This is a genomic window from Hyalangium versicolor (assembly GCF_020103695.1).
Taxonomy (GTDB): domain Bacteria; phylum Myxococcota; class Myxococcia; order Myxococcales; family Myxococcaceae; genus Hyalangium; species Hyalangium versicolor.
In genome coordinates this window covers 177,493-193,590 of the sequence record NZ_JAHXBF010000009.1, presented here as the reverse complement: position 1 = coordinate 193,590, position 16,098 = coordinate 177,493, and the positions used below count along the sequence as shown (strand labels likewise).

General features: G+C 67.6%; 11 protein-coding genes. 2 read left to right on the top strand and 9 right to left on the bottom strand.

Annotated elements, in window-relative coordinates:
* Positions 1-4: 4 nt before the first annotated feature.
* Complete coding sequence (locus KY501_RS20235; protein WP_224364847.1) at positions 5-1,042, bottom strand: HEAT repeat domain-containing protein; 1,038 nt, start codon at positions 1,040-1,042, stop codon at positions 5-7.
* 172 nt (positions 1,043-1,214) lie between these two features.
* Here KY501_RS20235 and KY501_RS20230 point away from each other — a divergent pair, with 172 nt between their 5' ends.
* Positions 1,215-1,901, top strand: coding sequence for an SDR family NAD(P)-dependent oxidoreductase (locus tag KY501_RS20230; RefSeq protein WP_224364846.1), 687 nt, complete (start codon positions 1,215-1,217; stop codon positions 1,899-1,901).
* Between the two features lie 142 nt (positions 1,902-2,043).
* On the opposite strand, the gene KY501_RS20225 is transcribed toward KY501_RS20230, so the two are convergent.
* The 8 genes from KY501_RS20225 to KY501_RS20190 form a co-directional block, all read right to left on the bottom strand.
* Entirely contained in the window at positions 2,044-3,123 is a 1,080-nt protein-coding gene (locus tag KY501_RS20225) for a hypothetical protein (protein WP_224364845.1), read from the bottom strand.
* 246 nt (positions 3,124-3,369) lie between these two features.
* The gene (locus tag KY501_RS20220) at positions 3,370-4,698 is read right to left on the bottom strand and encodes a sigma 54-interacting transcriptional regulator (protein WP_224365035.1); all 1,329 of its coding nucleotides are present in this window, start codon (positions 4,696-4,698) and stop codon (positions 3,370-3,372) included.
* 132 nt (positions 4,699-4,830) lie between these two features.
* The gene (locus KY501_RS20215) at positions 4,831-7,452 is read right to left on the bottom strand and encodes an RCC1-like domain-containing protein (protein WP_224364844.1); all 2,622 of its coding nucleotides are present in this window, start codon (positions 7,450-7,452) and stop codon (positions 4,831-4,833) included.
* Positions 7,453-7,634: 182 nt separating this feature from the next.
* A complete protein-coding gene (locus KY501_RS20210; RefSeq protein ID WP_224364843.1) occupies positions 7,635-9,158 on the bottom strand; it encodes a S8 family serine peptidase in 1,524 nt (507 codons plus the stop codon).
* Positions 9,159-9,171: 13 nt separating this feature from the next.
* Complete coding sequence (locus KY501_RS20205) at positions 9,172-9,966, bottom strand: nuclear transport factor 2 family protein (RefSeq protein WP_224364842.1); 795 nt, start codon at positions 9,964-9,966, stop codon at positions 9,172-9,174.
* 16 nt (positions 9,967-9,982) lie between these two features.
* A complete protein-coding gene (locus KY501_RS20200) occupies positions 9,983-11,077 on the bottom strand; it encodes a Hint domain-containing protein (protein WP_224364841.1) in 1,095 nt (364 codons plus the stop codon).
* Positions 11,078-11,142: 65 nt separating this feature from the next.
* A complete protein-coding gene (locus KY501_RS20195) occupies positions 11,143-13,161 on the bottom strand; it encodes a HEAT repeat domain-containing protein (protein WP_224364840.1) in 2,019 nt (672 codons plus the stop codon).
* 114 nt (positions 13,162-13,275) lie between these two features.
* Positions 13,276-14,457 carry a hypothetical protein gene (locus KY501_RS20190; RefSeq protein WP_224364839.1) on the bottom strand — a complete coding sequence of 394 codons (1,182 nt, stop codon included), beginning with the start codon at positions 14,455-14,457 and terminating at the stop codon, positions 13,276-13,278.
* 341 nt (positions 14,458-14,798) lie between these two features.
* On the opposite strand from KY501_RS20190, the gene KY501_RS20185 reads away from it, so the two are divergent.
* The gene (locus tag KY501_RS20185) at positions 14,799-16,097 is read left to right on the top strand and encodes a GNAT family N-acyltransferase (protein WP_224364838.1); all 1,299 of its coding nucleotides are present in this window, start codon (positions 14,799-14,801) and stop codon (positions 16,095-16,097) included.
* Position 16,098: the final 1 nt, after the last annotated feature.

Here is a 16,098-nt window from a genome sequence, read left to right as displayed (position 1 = left end):
GGCATCAGGGCTTCGTGCTGGCGGCCTGGGTCTCCTGGGCCCAGCGCCGCCAGGCACTCTCGTTCAGGCCGAGATCCCGCCCCGCCAGCACGGTGAGCACCTTCTGTGCGGGCTCGTGATCGGTCCGCTGGTGCATGCCCACCATCTGCAGCAGCATCTCTCCGGACTTTTCGAGGATCTGCTGACGGTGGACGGCCCCTTCCGTCTCCACGATGCGCACGAGTGCCCATCCGGCCTTGTTGCGGTCGGAGACCAGTGGGAACCACAGCGCCTCGAGCACGGGCTCGAGCGGGACGATGACGCGCTTCTGGCCCAGTTGCGCCGCTCCGAGCAGCCGCAGCACCTCGTTGCGGACCCCGTCGTACGGATCCCGGATGGACGGCACGAGCGCCTCCACCACCTTCTCTCGCGAGGGGGCATAGGCCAGCAACATCGCCGCGAACATCCGCTTGTCGTTGTCGCGATCCTCACGCACCACGCGCAGCAGCGTTTCGAAGTTGCGGGGAACTCCCTCGATGAACTTCTGCTCCCGGCCCTCCAGTTTCGGGTGAGCGAAGCCTCCGATGCAGACGATGGCTGCACAGGTGCCCTCGCCGAAGTCGGGGATTTCACCTGCTCGCCTCAGCTCTTCTCTCATCCCGAGATAGTCCTGCCAGGCCGCGATCAGGCCTTCGGGATCCGGTACGTTCCCCTGCGGGGCGGGGGAGAAGCGCATGCGCCACTCGTCCCCCACGTCTACCAGGTTCACCGTCACCGTCAGCGTGGCCTGCTCGGGGTAGCGCACCTCCGAGTATCGGCACAGGGCGAAAGGCCACTTCTCGATCAGCTGCTTCTTGCTCTTCTTGAGCTGGATGAAGAAGTCGTCCTGGGACACATCGATGCGTGTGCCCGCGGGAGGCAGTCCGATTCCGATGATGTCGAGCAGCTCCTGCTTGGAAACCTTGCGCGAGCCGAAGACCTCCACTCCCTCGAACGTATAGAGGGTGTTCGCAGGAGCTGGCGTGGCTGCGGGAGCCGGAGATGTGGCGTGAGACTCGGGCACGCGTTGCCGCTCGGGGGCGGCACACGCGGTCAGCAGAACACAGACAAAAATCAGACGGTGCAGTAACAAGGTGCCTTCTCCCTCGCAACATCAAGTGCCGGAACGCACAGCATTGGAAATTGTGCCTGGCGATCCACAGGGGCTCGCCGGGCGTTGTGCTATAGCGCGGGCCATGAAACCAACCATCGTCGTGGCTGGCCACGGGCCTGGGATCTCCGATGCAGTGGCGCGCAGGTTTGGCAAGGAGGGCTTCGCTGTCGCCCTCGTCGCTCGCAACGCTCAGCGGCTGAAGACGGCGGCCGACGCGCTCTCCAGCGCGGGCATCACCGCGAAGGCGTTCGCCTGCGATCTGGGAACTCCCAACGCCGTGCGCTCGCTCATCCGTGATGTGCGCGCCTCGCTGGGGCCCGTCGCGATCATCCACTGGAACCCGTACACCCCCGGCGCTGGTGACCTGACGACCGCGCCTGCCGAGGAGCTGCATGCTCCCTTTGATGTCTCGGTGACCGGTCTGGTGGCCGCCGTGCAAGAGGCGCTGCCCGACCTGAAGAAGGAGAAGGGCGCGATCCTCGTCACCGGTGGCGGCCTCGCGTTCTATGATCCGCAGGTCGACCAGATGGCGGTTGGCTGGCAGTCCATGGGTCTGGCCATCTCGAAGGCCGCGCAGCACAAGACCGTCGGCCTGCTCCACGCGAAGCTCGCCGGCGACGGCGTCTACGTCGGTGAGGTCGTCGTGACCGGGCTCGTCAAGGGCACCGCGTGGGATAATGGCAATGCCACGCTCGAGCCGGCGGACATCGCCGGGAAGTTCTGGGACCTGTACAAGGGCCGCACTCCGACCTCGATCACCTTCCCGTAGCTCGATCGCTGAAAAGCAGCAGAGCCCCGCAGGCGGCGGCCCTGGACCGAACTGGTATGACAGCCATACCAGTAGGTTCAGACCGCAGCCCGGCGGGGCTCCTTCTTTACGAAGACTGCCGAGGCCGTGGGGCCTCTCGGAATCAGAAGATCCCGTTCACGGAGTTGGCGATGTTCGCCACCGAGCCCAGGACCTGCTGCGCGGGAGCCGCCACCTGCGCCACGGCGCCCTGGATGCCGCCGAGGGCCTGCTGCACGGGCGAGGCGACCTGCGCCACCGCACCCTGGATGCCGCCGAGGGCCTGCTGCACGGGCGACGTCACCTGCGAGATGGCGTTCTGGATGCCGCCGACGGCCTGCTGCACGGGGGCGGTGATCTGCGAGATGGCGTTCTGGAGCACGGAGGACGGGGTGAGGGCGGGGCTCTGCGCCTGGGCCGCGTACGGGTCCATGCCGCCAGCCGCGTACGGATCCGCCGGGAGGCCCGCGGAGGCGTACGGGTCCATGCCACCGGCCGCGTACGGGTCCGCCGGGAGGCCCGCGGAGGCATACGGATCCATGCCACCGGCCGCGTACGGGTCCGCCGGAACGCCCGCGGCGTACGGGTCCGCCGGAACGCCCGCGGCGTACGGGTCCGCCGGAGCAGCGCCCGCGGCGTACGGATCCATCGCGGGGGGCATCATGCCCAGCGCGCTCGGCAGCGTGGTGAGCGCGCTGAGCCCGGCGCCCGCCAGAGAGGCCGCGCCACCGGCCAGACCACCGGCCAGCTCGGCCGCACCGCCCACCAGACCGCCCACCGCCTGGGCCGCGCCACCAGCGATACCGCCGAGCGCGTTACCCACTCCACCCAGCGCGTTGCCGATTCCACCCAGGGGGTTGCTGAGCCCGCCCAGGGGGTTGAACCCGTGCGGCTTGAGGTTGTTCAGCCCGCCCAGGTTGGGCTTGAAGCCGTCGAGGAGGCTCGGCTTGCCGAGGGTCGGCTTGCCGAAGTTCGGCTTGAACCCATCGAGGAGGCTCGGCTTGTTCAGCCCGGGCAGCTTGCCGTTGATGTCCGGCCGAGGAGAGAAGCTCGGCTTGGCGCCACCGGGCAGCTTGCCGTTGATGTCCGGCCGAGGAGAGAAGCTCGGCTTGCCCGTCGGGAGCCCGCCCTTCGGGAGCTTGTCGCCGACGCCCTTGAAGGCGTTGCCAATGTTCTTGAAACCGCCGAGTCCGCCGAGCTTCATGGGAGTATCTCCAGAGAGGAAGGGTTGAGCCTGTGTGAGGGAGGATGCCTTGACGGGAAGGCTCTACTGCACCTCATGTGCCAGCCTGTGCGCCTCGGGGGGATGATGTGGTTTCGCGGGGTTACGCGAGGCAGGGGGGCCCGCTGGAGCGCCCGCTGGTGACAGCCCTCATCGGCGGAGGCGATCACGGGGGAGACAGCAGTCACCAGGGGGGAACGCCCGTCATCAGGGCCCGGCGGCCTTGGGTTACTCCGGCTTGTCGTGGCCGTGCAGCCCGTACTTCTTGAGCAGCTTGCGGACGTAGAGCCGGGCGATGCCCGCCTCGCGCGCGGCCCGGGAGATGTTGCCCTCGCAGCGCTCCAGGAGGTTCTTCAGGTAGTCGCGCTCGAAGCCCTCGATGAGCCGCTCCTTGGCCTCCTTGAAGGGCAACTCCTCCAACTCGGGGCCCGTGGACAGCGGCACGGGGATGTCCGTGGGGGACATCTCCGGCAGGGCCATTTCACCCAGGTTCACCACGCGCTGGACGACGTTGCGCAGCTCGCGCACGTTGCCGGGCCAGGGGTACTGCGTCAGCAGCGCTCGTGTCTGATCCGAGAGGGCGCTGGGCGGCCGGTTCATCCGCTCCAGCATCGTGTCCACCAGCAGCGGGATGTCCTCGGGCCGCTCGCGCAGGGGCGGCAGCGTCACGCGCAGCACCGCGAGCCGGTGGAACAGGTCCTCCCGGAACCGGCCGTCCTTCACGGCGGCCTCCAGGTCCCGGTGCGTGGCCGCCACCACCCGCACGTTCACGGTGCGGTAGTCGTTGGCGCCCACCCGCTTCACCTGGCGCCGCTCCAGGATGCGCAGCAGGCGGGGCTGGAGCTCCAGCGGAAGGTCGCCCACCTCGTCCAGGAAGACGGTGCCCCCGTCCGTGCGCTCGAAGGCCCCGGCGCGATCCGAGTGGGCCCCGGTGAAGGCGCCCTTCACATGGCCGAACAGCTCGGACTCCACCAGCGAGGGCGCGATGCCCGCCAGGTCCACGATGTTGAATGGCCCCTTGTTGCGAGGGCTCGCCGTGTGGATGCCCTCCGCGCACAGCTCCTTGCCCGTCCCCGTCTCTCCCTGGATGAGGACGTCCGCATCCCCCGCGGCCAGCCGCTGCAGCAGGGTGAAGACCTCGCGCATCTTCCGGCTGCCGCCCACCAGCCCGCCGAACCGCGTGTCCGAGGAGAGCGGGATGACCCGCTCGCGCGAGTCCTCGGGGATGATCTTCAGCTCGGTGGCCCCGAGCCGGACGATCGCACCCAAGCGAAGCTCCAGCTCGGTGAAGCGCATGCGCTCGCAGAACGAGCCGTTGCGAGAGCCCAGGTCCTTCGCCAGCACCCGATCCTCACGAACCTCCAGGGACAGGTGCTGCCGAGAGACCGTCCGGTCCTTCACGACGATGTCGCACACCGGATCCGTGCCCAGCCGGTAGCTCCGGACCTGGAGCGAGATGCTGCGGCCTGCATCCGCTCCGGACAGGAAGACGAGCTTTCTCCGGAGGGCGGGCTGATAGACCTCCGGATCGGGAGTCGTGCTGAACGTCGACGGCAGGCTTTTGTCATCCGGGTCCGGAACCACTTGTGGGATGGGAAGCTATCACCCCCGGTCAACCCAGGAGAACAGCCTCCACTCCAGTGGGAAAGACTCACGCCCACTGGATCCACTCACCGTGCGCTCGGATCATCACCCTCCGAAGACGCCGCCGCCACCGACCGGAGGGAGGATGATGATGTCCCCGTTGCCTGGCAGGTTCGTCACCTGCACGGGAGTCGACCGGTTGGTGGTCGTCCCGTCTCCGAGCTGGCCGTAGGAGTTGTAGCCGCAGGCGCGGACGACGGCGCCCTTGTCCAGCGCCATCAGGAAGTAGCCGCCCGCGGAGAGGTCCACGATGGAGCTGAAGAGGGACTGCGTCGGCGAGAGGCGGTTGGAGGTCGTCCCGTCGCCGAGCTGACCGTAGTAGTTGTAGCCCCAGGTCCACACGGTGCCGTCCCGCTTCAAGGCCGCAGTGGAGTAGGTGGTCGTGGCGAGCGACGTGACGCCGCTGAGGCTGGGAACCTGCACCGGCGCCAGGCGGGTGGTGGTGGTCCCGTCACCGAGCTGGCCGTAAGGGTTGTAGCCCCAGGTCCACACGGTGCCGCTCGTCGTCAGCACCGCCGCATGGTAGGCGCCCGCGGAGACAGCGACGGCGCTGGTGATTCCGGAGACCTGCCCCGGCGTGTAGCGCTGGTTGGTCGTGCCGTCGCCCAGCTGGCCCGAGTAGTTGTAGCCCCAGGCCCACACGGTGCCGTCCGCCTTGACCGCCACCGTGTGGTAGTAGCCGGCGGAGATGGAGACCACCGAGCCGAGGCCCGAGACCTGAGTGGGCGAGGAGCGGGAGGTGGTCGTTCCATCCCCGAGCTGGCCGAAGGAGTTGGAGCCCCAGGTCCACACGGTGCCGTCCGCCTTCAGCGCCACCACGTGGCTGCCCATCGTGGAGATCGCGATGACGCCCCCCAGTCCTGGCACGGCTTGGGGGGCGGAGCTGTTGAGGGTCGTCCCATTGCCCAACTGGCCGGAGGAGTTGGAGCCCCAGGTCCACACGGTGCCATCCGTCTTCAGCACCGCCGTGATGCCGGCGCCCGCCACGGCGTCGAGTACGCCGCTCATGCCCGTGAGCTGCGCGGCAGTGGGGCTACCCGTGGTCGTCCCGTTGCCGAGCTCGCCGTAGCTGTTGGAGCCCCAGGTCCACAGCCCTCCGCCGGTGCCCACGGCCACCGCGTGCGAGTTGCCGCCCGCCGTCGAGCCAATCCCGCTGATCATGACCGCCGTGGGAGAGGAGCGCGCGGTGGTGGTCCCATCGCCCAACTGGCCGTAGTAGTTGTAGCCCCAGCCAAACACGGTGCGAGGGTTCGTGATGTTCACCTGGGGCTTCTTGGCCACCGTGTGGTAGCCGCCCGCGCCGAACACCTTGACGGACGTCATCCCCGGAACCGCGATGGGTATGGCACTGTCAGTGGTCGTCCCGTTGCCCAGCTGGCCGTAGTAGTTGTAGCCCCAGGCCCTCAAGGTGCCGTCCTGCTTCTTGGCCACGGAGTGGTAGCCGCCCGCGGAGATCTCGACGGCATCGGTGAGCCCTGACACCTGCACCGGGAAGGAACTCAGGGAGGTCATGGTGCCGTTTCCGAGCTCGCCTTCGGTGTTGACGCCCCAGCTCCAGACGGAGCCGTCCGTCTTCAAGCCGAGCGTGTGATAGTAGCCACCGGAGACGGCGCGCACGCCGCTGAGGCCCGCGACCTGCACGGGCGTCGAGCGGTTGAGGGTGGTGCCATCGCCCAACTGCCCGTTGGAGTTCAGCCCCCAGCCCCAGACGGTGCCGTCCTTCTTCACCGCCACCGTGTGGAAGATGCCCGCGGCGATTCCGAAGATACCGTTGAGACCGGGCACCTGCACGGGCGTCAGACGGCCCGTGGTGCTCCCATCGCCCAGCTGGCCGTACGTGTTGTTGCCCCAGGCCCACACGGTTCCATCCGCCTTGAGCGCCACCGTCCGGCCGTAGAAGGTCGCCACCGAGACGACATCACTCAGGCCCGGCACCTGCCGGGGCGCGATGTGCAGCGTGGAGGTGCCGTCGCCGAGCTGGCCGTACGAGTTGTTGCCCCAGGTCCACACGCTCCCGTCCTCCGTCACCGCCGCCGAGTACGAGTCGCCCGCCGATGCGGAGAGGACGTGCTCCAGCCCCCTCACGCGCACCGGGGCATTGCGCTGGATCCGCTCTCCGTTGCCCAGCTGGCCATAGAGGTTGTAGCCCCACCCCCACAGAGAGCCGTCGGCTCTCACCTCCAGCGTGTGGTTCATGCCGAGGCTCATGCTGGGGCAGAACTGGACGAAGTTCCGGAACAGCGTCTTGGGCAGGTTGGTGCAGATGGTGCGGTTGCCGTTGCTGTCGAGGATCATCGGGTAGGACTTCACCTCGAAGCCGTGCACCCCGCAGGTGGTGCCCGTCTCGCTGAAGTACCACTCGCCTGTTTCTCCGATGCGCTCCTCGGCCGTGCGCTGCGTGCCGTCAACGTAGTACTCGATCCGTGCGCCGTTCACGCCGGCGCTCGCCACCCAGGTCCCTGCTCCGGCCAGCTCACCCTCGAAGGAGCTCACCCCTTCCAGCTCGAGGGAGCTGATGCTCACCCCCGAGCACAGCGCGGATTGCTGGGTGCCCAGCGGCTCGTCCGGAGCGGCTCCTCTCTCATCAGGAGGGGCACCGCACGCCGACAGCAGCAGGGTGGTCAATACAGACAGCAGGTCTGAACGTCTCGGGGCTGAGTTGAGCATGACGGGCCCCAGTGCACCCGTCACGCCAGCAATGTCGCTTGTACTTGGATTTCTACAAAGTCAGTGATTTCCGGGGTTTGCTCTCCGGGGCCGTGCGCGTTCGCGCCTGGGAATCACGGCCCCTGGTCACAGCTGTGCCCAGGCGAGAGGCAGGCCCTGGTCACAGCTGTTACCAGCGGGCCTCAGTACTGGCCCTTCAGCGTGGTGGTGTAGGTGGCGTAGGCGCGCAACTGGACGTACCAGGTACCCTGGGCCGGGTTGGTCACGGTGCACGTCTCGTTGTTGCCCTTGCGCAGGGGCCGGCACTGATAGGCGTACGTCTCGGGCAACTGGCCGTAGCGGATGTAGAGGTCCGCGTCTCCCGTGCCTCCCGAGGTGGTGAAGACCACCGAGGACACTCCGGCGGGGACCTCCAGCTTGAAGTTCTTGAAGCCACCGGCGCTGTCGGAAACAGTTGTTGCCACTCCGTTGGCGATGGGGGTGGCCTGGGGGCGCTTGTACAGCAGGAGGTTGGGGGAGGTGGTGTCGGAACCCAGAGACAGCTGTCCCACGCTCGCGTCGGCGATGAGGCGGTCGGGGATGTCAGCGGGGGAGACGCCTTGGAACAGCAGGATGGCCGCCACGCCGCTGACATGGGGGGCGGCGAACGACGTGCCGCTCCTGTCGAAGCTGTCCGTGTCGCTGACGTTCCACGCGGAGGGGATTGCCGCACCCGGGGCCCAGAGATCCAGACACGCTCCCGAGTTCGAGCCATTCTGAGCCTCTGACCAGCGCGTGTACTCCTGGTCCACGGCACCCACGGTGAGGATGCGATTCCGGAACGGGTGGCTGGCATCCGGCTGGAGGTGGGCTGGCGAGCAGAAGCAGGCGTCCACGTTGGCATTGCCCGCGGCGACCACCGCGACGAGCCCGGGATTGCTCACCAGCGTATCGGTGGCCGTATCGAGCGGCGGGTAGATGCCCGTGGTGGTGAAGCTGAGGTTGACGACGGCCGGGGTGACGGCATGGTTCGCCACCCACTCCAGGGCCTGTATCAGCTTGTCCATCGACGCCCCTTGCTCGGTGAACGCCTTCACCGCCTTCAAGCGGACCTTCTTGGCGACGCCCCACGTCTTGCCCCCGATGATTGACGCGACGGCGGTGCCATGTCCGGAGACGTCATCCGGCGGCTCGGTGGTGACGTTGTTGAACACGAGCTCGGCACGCCCCTCGAATTCCGAGTGTGTGGTTCGGATGCCCGTGTCGATGACGTAGACGTTGACGTCCGTCGCGTCCTCGGCCTGGTAGACCTGGTTGAGCGGCAGCCGCTCCTGGTCGATCCGATCCAGGTTCCAGGGGGCAGAGGTCTGCGTGCCCGACAACGGGATGATGGCGTTCTCCTGGACGTAATCCACCTGGGGATCCTCGGCCAGCGCCCGAGCCTGCTCCTCGCTGGCGGAGACGAGCAGGCCGCGGAACGCCGTCTCATGGGTGTTGAGGACCTGGACGCCGTAGGGCCTGGCCAGCGCGTCCGCCCGGGCCGTCATGCTCACCAGGCCGCGTGCGGGCTTCTCCTTGAGGACGACGAGGTACTCACCCCTCACGGGATTCTGGGACCGCAGCAGCCTGCCTCGCTCCGGCAGCAGCGGTGGCGCGGCGAGCGCCCCCACCGAGGTGAGGACGAGGCACGCGGTGATGAACCTGCTCCAGCTCTTCATGCTTCGCATTGGTGTTCCTCTTTCAGTCGTTGAGTGCGTTGGCTCGGCGGGCCAGGGCCTGGAGGCTCAGCTCCTGCTCCTTCGCGAGCCGGCGTTGGTTGTGCGCGGCGATGTACTGCAGCAGCTTCTCCAGCGAGGTCCCCCTCGCGGCTTCGACCAGGGCGCGAGCCCGCTCGGGCTCTTGATCCGCGAAGAGCTCGTAGAGCTCCATCCGGGTCGCGGCCATCGAGCGCCGGGCGTACAGCGGTAGCCCCGGCCGGAAGGAGTCCTCCAGGAGGATGCCCTCGAGGGTGGACAGCAGGGACTCGCGCGAGGGGTTCTGCCTCCAGGCCAGCGCCTCACGCAGATAGTCGATCCGCATCAGCCGCTGGACGCTGGCCTCCAGGGAGGCATCGCCCTCCGCCGGAGAGCCCAGCGCCCGGCGCTGCTGCTCATACATCCGCGTGTCGGCGAGCAGCGCCTCGTAGTCCTTCCGTGCCTCGGAATCGAGCAGGACGTGCTCGCGGAAGTAGTCGAACCGCGCCAGCTCCGGCTCCGTCTTGAAGAGCTTCGCCTTCAGCAGATCGGTCGTGGTGGTGAACTCGCCGTGTGGCCCCTCCTCACCCGGGATCTCCTCGGGGGCCGCGAGCAGGGCGGGGGGCTGAGGAACCACGGGCCGTGCTGCGGGGGCATCCCGAACCGGTGCCGGTGGAGTGATCGCCACCTTGACCGGGGGAGCCATCTCGGGAAGGGAAACTTCCGGGGTGGTCAGCGCCGCGACGATGAGCGCCAACGCCACGAGCCCGCAGAGGACAGCCAGATACCGGGAGGTCTTCATGGGATCTCCGGCCCGGCTAGGGGAGGACTTCGGCGGGGACGCCGTAGAGGATGACGCGGTTGATGTAGCGGACCTCGTCGTTCTGGAACCGCACCGAGCCCACCAGGTAGCCCTGGGCCACGAGGATGTTGGACACCAGGTCCGTGCTCACCGGAGCGATGTTGTAGACCTTGCCGAAGTAGGTGGTCCGCTGGATGTCCACGATGGGATCCAGGGTGCCGTCGGCCTTGACCAGCTCGTCTCCCACCTTGAGGGTCTGCGCCTGCACGATGCGGCCCTCTCCATTGATGACCGCGTGCTCGAGCGTGAGGGTGAGCTGGCCGCCGGACCGGGTGGTGATGATGCAGAGCTTCTGCTCCGCGTCCCGGAGTTCGCGCGTGTAGCTATAGGTGGTGTTCTGGTGCAGCTGCAGGTTGTCGAGCGTGGAGTCCGGCGTCAGCGTGATCAGGTCTTCCCGCAGCGACTTCATCGCGTCGAGGATGGGAATCTCTCCGCCGGAGAAGAGGATCTTCTGATCAGCGGTGTAGCAGGCCGCCTCGCAGTAGCCGTTCACATGGAAGGGAGTGAAGGCGGGCAGGGTGTTTTCCTTGTCGAAGAAGAGGTTGCAGGTCGCCTGTGTCTTGTCAGGGAAGAGCTGGATGTTGTCCTGGGCGGTGATGTCCGACGAGGTGCTGAAGGTGGGGTAGAGCTGGCGCCCCTTCCTGCGCCACGAGTCCCGCGACCACTTGAAGTAACCGTCGGTGTCCACGGCCTGGTAGGTGGGGCCGGACAGGTACAGCGCGAGCATGGTGGAGGCGTTCACCTGGAAGCCATAGTCGGGGCCGGTGAATGCGCCTTCGCCCTCGGGGTTCCGCTCGAGGTCTGACTCCAGGTACTCCTTCAGCGTCCCACCGCTCGCGGCGCTCAGGCCCGTGTTGTAGGCGGCGGCCGGGTCTCCGACGTTCTGCACCACCCCGCACCTGCGAGCCCACTCGACTCGCGCTGCTGCCTCCGTGTTCGTGCTCAGGCTGTCGACGGTGCATCGAGCCGTGAGGATGGGCTGCGCGTGCACGTACATGGGCAACAGGGCCCCCGCCGCGAAGGCGATGGCACACCAGATCCGATGGAACATTCAGACTTCCTCGTTTGGAGCGTGCCGCTCCATGCGGCACGGGAATCAGTGGGACAGGCCCTTCGCTAGGGCGTGTGGATGAAGCTCGCGGCCGCCTTGCGGAGATCCGGGTTCGGATCGTTCTCGCTGGCCCAGGTCAGCAGGGGCAGGGCCTCTGGCAGCACCGTGCGCTGCTCTCCGAGCAGGTGGATCACGTCGATGCGGACTCCGTCGGTGGGATCCATGCGCAGCGCTTGGGCCAGCGCGGGGAGCAGGGGCGCCAGCGGGCGGAAGCTGCTGGCGAAGACGGCGACCCGGCGGACCGCCGGGGCGGGATCCCCGAGCATGTACTGGGACAGGAGCTGATCGGCGCGAGGATCCGGGATGACGCGCAGGGCCTCGATGGCCGCCTGACGGATGGCGGGATTGTCGGAGCGGAGCGCGCCCTCGAGGGTGTCCAGGGCACTCGGAGAGCGGGTGTTGCCCAGGGTCCGCAGCGCCAGCGCCTGCTCCTCCGGGTTGAAGGCGCTGCCGTACTCGTTGGTGAGCTCGCGGACGAGGGCCTCGGCACCCTTCGCGTCCGTGTCGCCCAACTGGAAGGCGGCATTGCCGAGCGCCAGCTTCGCCGTATCCCGGAGCATCCCGTCCGCGTCCCGCTTCGCGCCACGCAGGGCCTCCAGGCCCTCGCTGGTGGGGTCCTTCGCCACGCCCAGCGCTGCCACCGCGTCCATGCGGATGTCCTTGGGAATGGCCGCGTCGTTGCTGACCTCGGCCAGGGACTGGATGGACTCAGGGGTGCTGGCCGCGGAGAGCGCGCCGAGCATGGGGCTGGCCGCGAGCGGATCCATCCCCGCGCGGATGATGCCGGGGACCTTGAGGGCCTCGGAGGGGTGGAGCATGAAGAGCGCGCGCAGCTGCTCCAGTGCCTGGGTGCGCGCATCGTCCCGAGCCTTGGGATCCTCGGGGAGCGAGCGCAGCTCCTTGACCAGGGTGTCGAAGTCCTTGCCCTGCAGCACCTGGCGGTACTGGTCCATCGGGTCCTGCTCCACGCCCTGGAAGCTCGCCATGGAGGCGGAGCTCAGCGAGGCCCGGCGCGCCTCGAAGGTGCCGATCAGCGTCGGATCCGCGCGGTGCTCCAGTAGGCTCAGGCTCAGGGAGGCTTCGTACGTGGTGGGAGGCATGCTCTGGCCCGCCTCCACGTCCACGTGCTCCTTGCCGTCGATCGCGCGGGGCCAGAGATCCCGCTCCAGCGCGAAGGTGCTCACGGCGCTCACGGCGATCTGGATCTGCCCGTTCAGGGGCTCGAGTCCCTGCGGGGACGCGACGTGGGAGTAGGACTCCTTGCGCTTCTCGAAGCGGTCGGCCGCCAGACGCTGATAGGTGGCCTGGTACCGCCCCGTGGTGTCGTGCTCCTCGGTGCTCCAGTGGGCGCCGGGGGCTCCCTTCGCCACGAACTGCGAGCTGGCGAGGACGCCGCGGAGGATGCTTCGCACGAGCGGGTCCGTGCTCTGCTCGAAGTGCGTGAACGCCGCCAACCCGGTCTTGTCATACGTGACGAAGAAGGGAAGCTGGAGGGCCGTGGCCAGGTTGCGCTGCACGTCCGGAGCCAGAGGGCCGCCACCCACGTCCACCGCGAGCGAGGAGAGCTTCAGGCTCACCCGCGTATTCACGTGCTCGATGTCGACGGAGACAACGCCCACGTTCCATTCGCCTCGGAGGTCGAAGCTCATCGAGGGCAGCGCCTGCACGCCGGGCTGCGCCGGGCGGAAGGTGATCTTCTGATCCGCGCTCAGGGAGTACCGGTAGAGCGCTCCAGGGATCCACGCGCGGGCCGCCGAGGAAGGCCTGGAGGACATGGCCTGGACCTGCGCCGACGGGTCTCCAGAAGCAGGAGCGTCCGCCCGCGGAGACTGCGGCTCCGTCTCGGGAACCGCGGAGGAAGACGGGGAGGTCATCGCCCACATCCCCAGGATGCTGAGGGCGAAGAGGGAGAGCGCCGCCCAGAAGAGGACGCGTGCGCGCTTGCTCGACAGGAAGTCTCCTGGAGTCCACGCGTGTCCGATGACAGCCAGGGGCTTGCCGCCCACATTACCGGGCTTCTGCATTGCGATGCTCCGAGTCAGCGGCGCTCGCCGCTTCGAATCGAGTGAGAAGGGAAGGGAGGCCACGCGGCGGCCAGCACCTCTGGGGCGCGGCTGCCGCGTGGCCATGGAGCAGGGCTAGCAGCCCAGGCTCGAGATGGCGCCGCTGGCGTTCAGCAGCGTGAGGGACTTGGAGATCCCGGACCAGCTGGCGATGGTCACGTTCCAGGTCTTCGAGAAGAAGAGGACGCCAATCTTCACGAAGGCCTTCAGCGTGCCGGAGAGCGCGGTCAGGCTGAGGTTGGCCTTGAGCGACCAGGTGGGCGTGCAGAGGCTCCAGCCGAGGCTGGCCGCCGCCTGCGCCGTGGCGTTGACCAGCGCCAGCGAGCCCGACACGCCAAAGCTGGCGATGATGACGTTCACGGCGGCGGAAGCCACCACGTTGGCCCAGGCCCCCGTGGCCGCGGTGATCGAGGCCAGCGCCGGGTTCACCTGGCCCGTCACGGTCATCTTCACTCCACCCGACAGCAGCGCCTTCACGGTGACGGGCACGGGGCCGACCACGAACGTCTTGGAGACGGAGAAGAAGGTGCGGCTCCAGTTGATGGGCGTCGGCGCGAAGGAGCCCGCCAGGTTGGCGCTCCAGATCTGCGAGCCCAGGGCGTACAGCGCGGCGGTGCCGCTGTTGCAGCCGCCCTGCTGCCCGCAGACAGACGCGCGGCCGCGGACCAGGTCCTTCTGGATGTTGAAGACCGTGCCATAGACGCGGCCCTCGGCGACCGCCTCCTCTTTCTTGGCCACGGAGCCGTTGGCGGGCGTCGCGGTGACGGACGTGTTCACGTTGTAGCCAGCGCCAAAGAGGCTGTTCCCGTACAGCTCCGTGCGCTGGTAGGAGACGCTCACGGGCGTGGCTGCCATCTGGCCGATGAGGTTCTTCCCGGCGCCGGTCTGCGTCGGCGGCGTCTCGGACGGCGGAGGCACGTTCGGCGTGTTGGCCTCCGGGATGGTGGCCTGGACGAAGTCCAGGACCGGCTTGCCCGTGTTGATATCGAAGAGCTTGTCCGCACTGAGCAGAGTCGCCTCGCTGTCGACGACGGTGTCCTGCTCAACCTGCGTATAGGTGGCGCTCGGGTTGAACGGGAGGACCTGCGTCTCCCAGGGAACGGTGTTGTTCAGGTCCGTGCTGGACGGGTAGATGGTGTACGGGTACTTCGCGCTGTCGACCACGTAGGGCGTCGTGTCCTGGTAGTCCTGGGCGGATGCGACGGTGGCGACGGTGAGCGCGACGAGCGCGAATGCGCGCGATACTGCCTTCATCATTTGGAGCCTCTCGTGTGATTGGGACGGCTCGCGGCCCTTGTGCACGGGTCGCGCCACCCGCGAGAGGCTGGCCTGTCTTCATGGAATTGCCGTCGTTACACGGGGTTGCAGCTCTCCCGGGAACGCGGGGCTCTGGCAACAAGCGTTACCACTGATAACAGCGGTGGCCAGCAAGAGGCTCACGCGCTGATCACAGCCGTTACCAGCGGAATCACGAGCGCCTGGGTCTGGCGTGAGCCTGGGTCTCAGTTAAGCCATCTTGACTGATAAAAATTTGTTTTCTTATACTTCGATTCTCTCCGCGAAATCTGGGGAATCCCTTTTAGAAGGAGGGAACGTTCGTGAATGCTCCGACGAAACCCGGAATCCGGATCGTCTGCGGTGAGGTGCGACGCGCTGGCCGCTATCTGATCCTGCAACGCCGGGAAGGGGCCGCGCAGCCGCTCCAGTGGCAGTTCCCCGGCGCACGCGTTCGCTTCAACGAGACGGACCACGAGGCCCTGAACCGGTGCTTCCAGGAGCGCCTGGGCTGCCGCCCGGTGATTGGTGATCAGCTGCTCCAGGTGACCCACGAGTACCCGGATCATGATCTGATCCTGGTGCTCTACCGGTGTGATCTCGGCACGCAGGAGTGCCGCGTGGAGCGGGCGAAGGCCATCGCCTGGGTCACCCAGGCGGAGTTCGACAGTTATGATCTGCTCGCGGTGCATCGCCGGACCGCCGAGCTGCTCGCGCTGCGAGACACCCGGAGCAGCCAGCTGGGGTTGGATGCGGTGCTCGAGCCGAACGCGGAGTCGGCGCTGATCGTCTCGCTCCAGCCGGACGAGAGCGCGCCGGAGCCCAGCGGCCGGCAGTTCGTCGTGAAGGTGGCCAACACCCACGAGGAGATTCGAGCGCTGCAGGCGCTGCGGTTCCAGGTGTTCTACGACGAGATGCATGCCAAGGCGGACGCCTCGAAGGCCGAACTGCGGCTGGATATGGACGTCTGGGACACCGTGGCCGAGCACCTGATCGTTCTGCAACGGCTGCCGGACCAGAAGGACAAGGCCATGGTGGTGGGCACCTTGCGGCTGGTCCGCCGCGAGCGGCTGCCCGAGGGGATGGGCTTCTACACGGCCCAGTCGTTCGACCTGTCGCCCATCCTGTCGAACTTCGAGCGCGTGGTGGAGATGGGGCGCTTCTGCGTGGCTCGGCACCTGCGCGGTGGCCGTGTCATCCTCATGCTCTGGAACCAGCTGACGGACTTCGTGAACAGGCACGACATCCAGGCCATGTTCGGGTGCGGCAGCTTCCACGGCACGAATCCCCAGGAGCACCAGGCCATCTTCTCGGAGCTCCAACGCAACCACGTGGCCCCGGAGGTCTTCCGGCCTCGCGTCTCGGTGCCCAACCATGTCCCGCTGGAGCGGTTCGCCTCCGGTCCGGAAGGGGGAGCCCCCGCGCCTGAACTGCCGCCGCTGATCCGCTCGTATCTGCGCCTGGGCGCCTACGTGTCGGACTCGGCCATCATCGATGAGCAGTTCAACACCTGCTACGTCTGCATCCTGCTGGTGCTCGATCCGGAGCGCATCTCCAAGCAGCAGACGTCGCTGGCGAAGGGCTGGAACCCCCTGAAGGAGAAGATCCGTCAGTCCGCCTGAG

Excerpts from the sequence above, each read along its gene's own strand:
- KY501_RS20230 (WP_224364846.1), top strand. The coding sequence starts at position 1,215 with ATGAAACCAACCATCGTCGTGGCTGGCCACGGGCCTGGGATCTCCGAT.
- KY501_RS20225 (WP_224364845.1), bottom strand. The coding sequence starts at position 3,123 with ATGAAGCTCGGCGGACTCGGCGGTTTCAAGAACATTGGCAACGCCTTC.
- KY501_RS20215 (WP_224364844.1), bottom strand. The coding sequence starts at position 7,452 with ATGCTCAACTCAGCCCCGAGACGTTCAGACCTGCTGTCTGTATTGACC.
- KY501_RS20210 (WP_224364843.1), bottom strand. The coding sequence starts at position 9,158 with ATGCGAAGCATGAAGAGCTGGAGCAGGTTCATCACCGCGTGCCTCGTC.
- KY501_RS20205 (WP_224364842.1), bottom strand. The coding sequence starts at position 9,966 with ATGAAGACCTCCCGGTATCTGGCTGTCCTCTGCGGGCTCGTGGCGTTG.
- KY501_RS20200 (WP_224364841.1), bottom strand. The coding sequence starts at position 11,077 with ATGTTCCATCGGATCTGGTGTGCCATCGCCTTCGCGGCGGGGGCCCTG.
- KY501_RS20195 (WP_224364840.1), bottom strand. The coding sequence starts at position 13,161 with ATGCAGAAGCCCGGTAATGTGGGCGGCAAGCCCCTGGCTGTCATCGGA.
- KY501_RS20190 (WP_224364839.1), bottom strand. The coding sequence starts at position 14,457 with ATGATGAAGGCAGTATCGCGCGCATTCGCGCTCGTCGCGCTCACCGTC.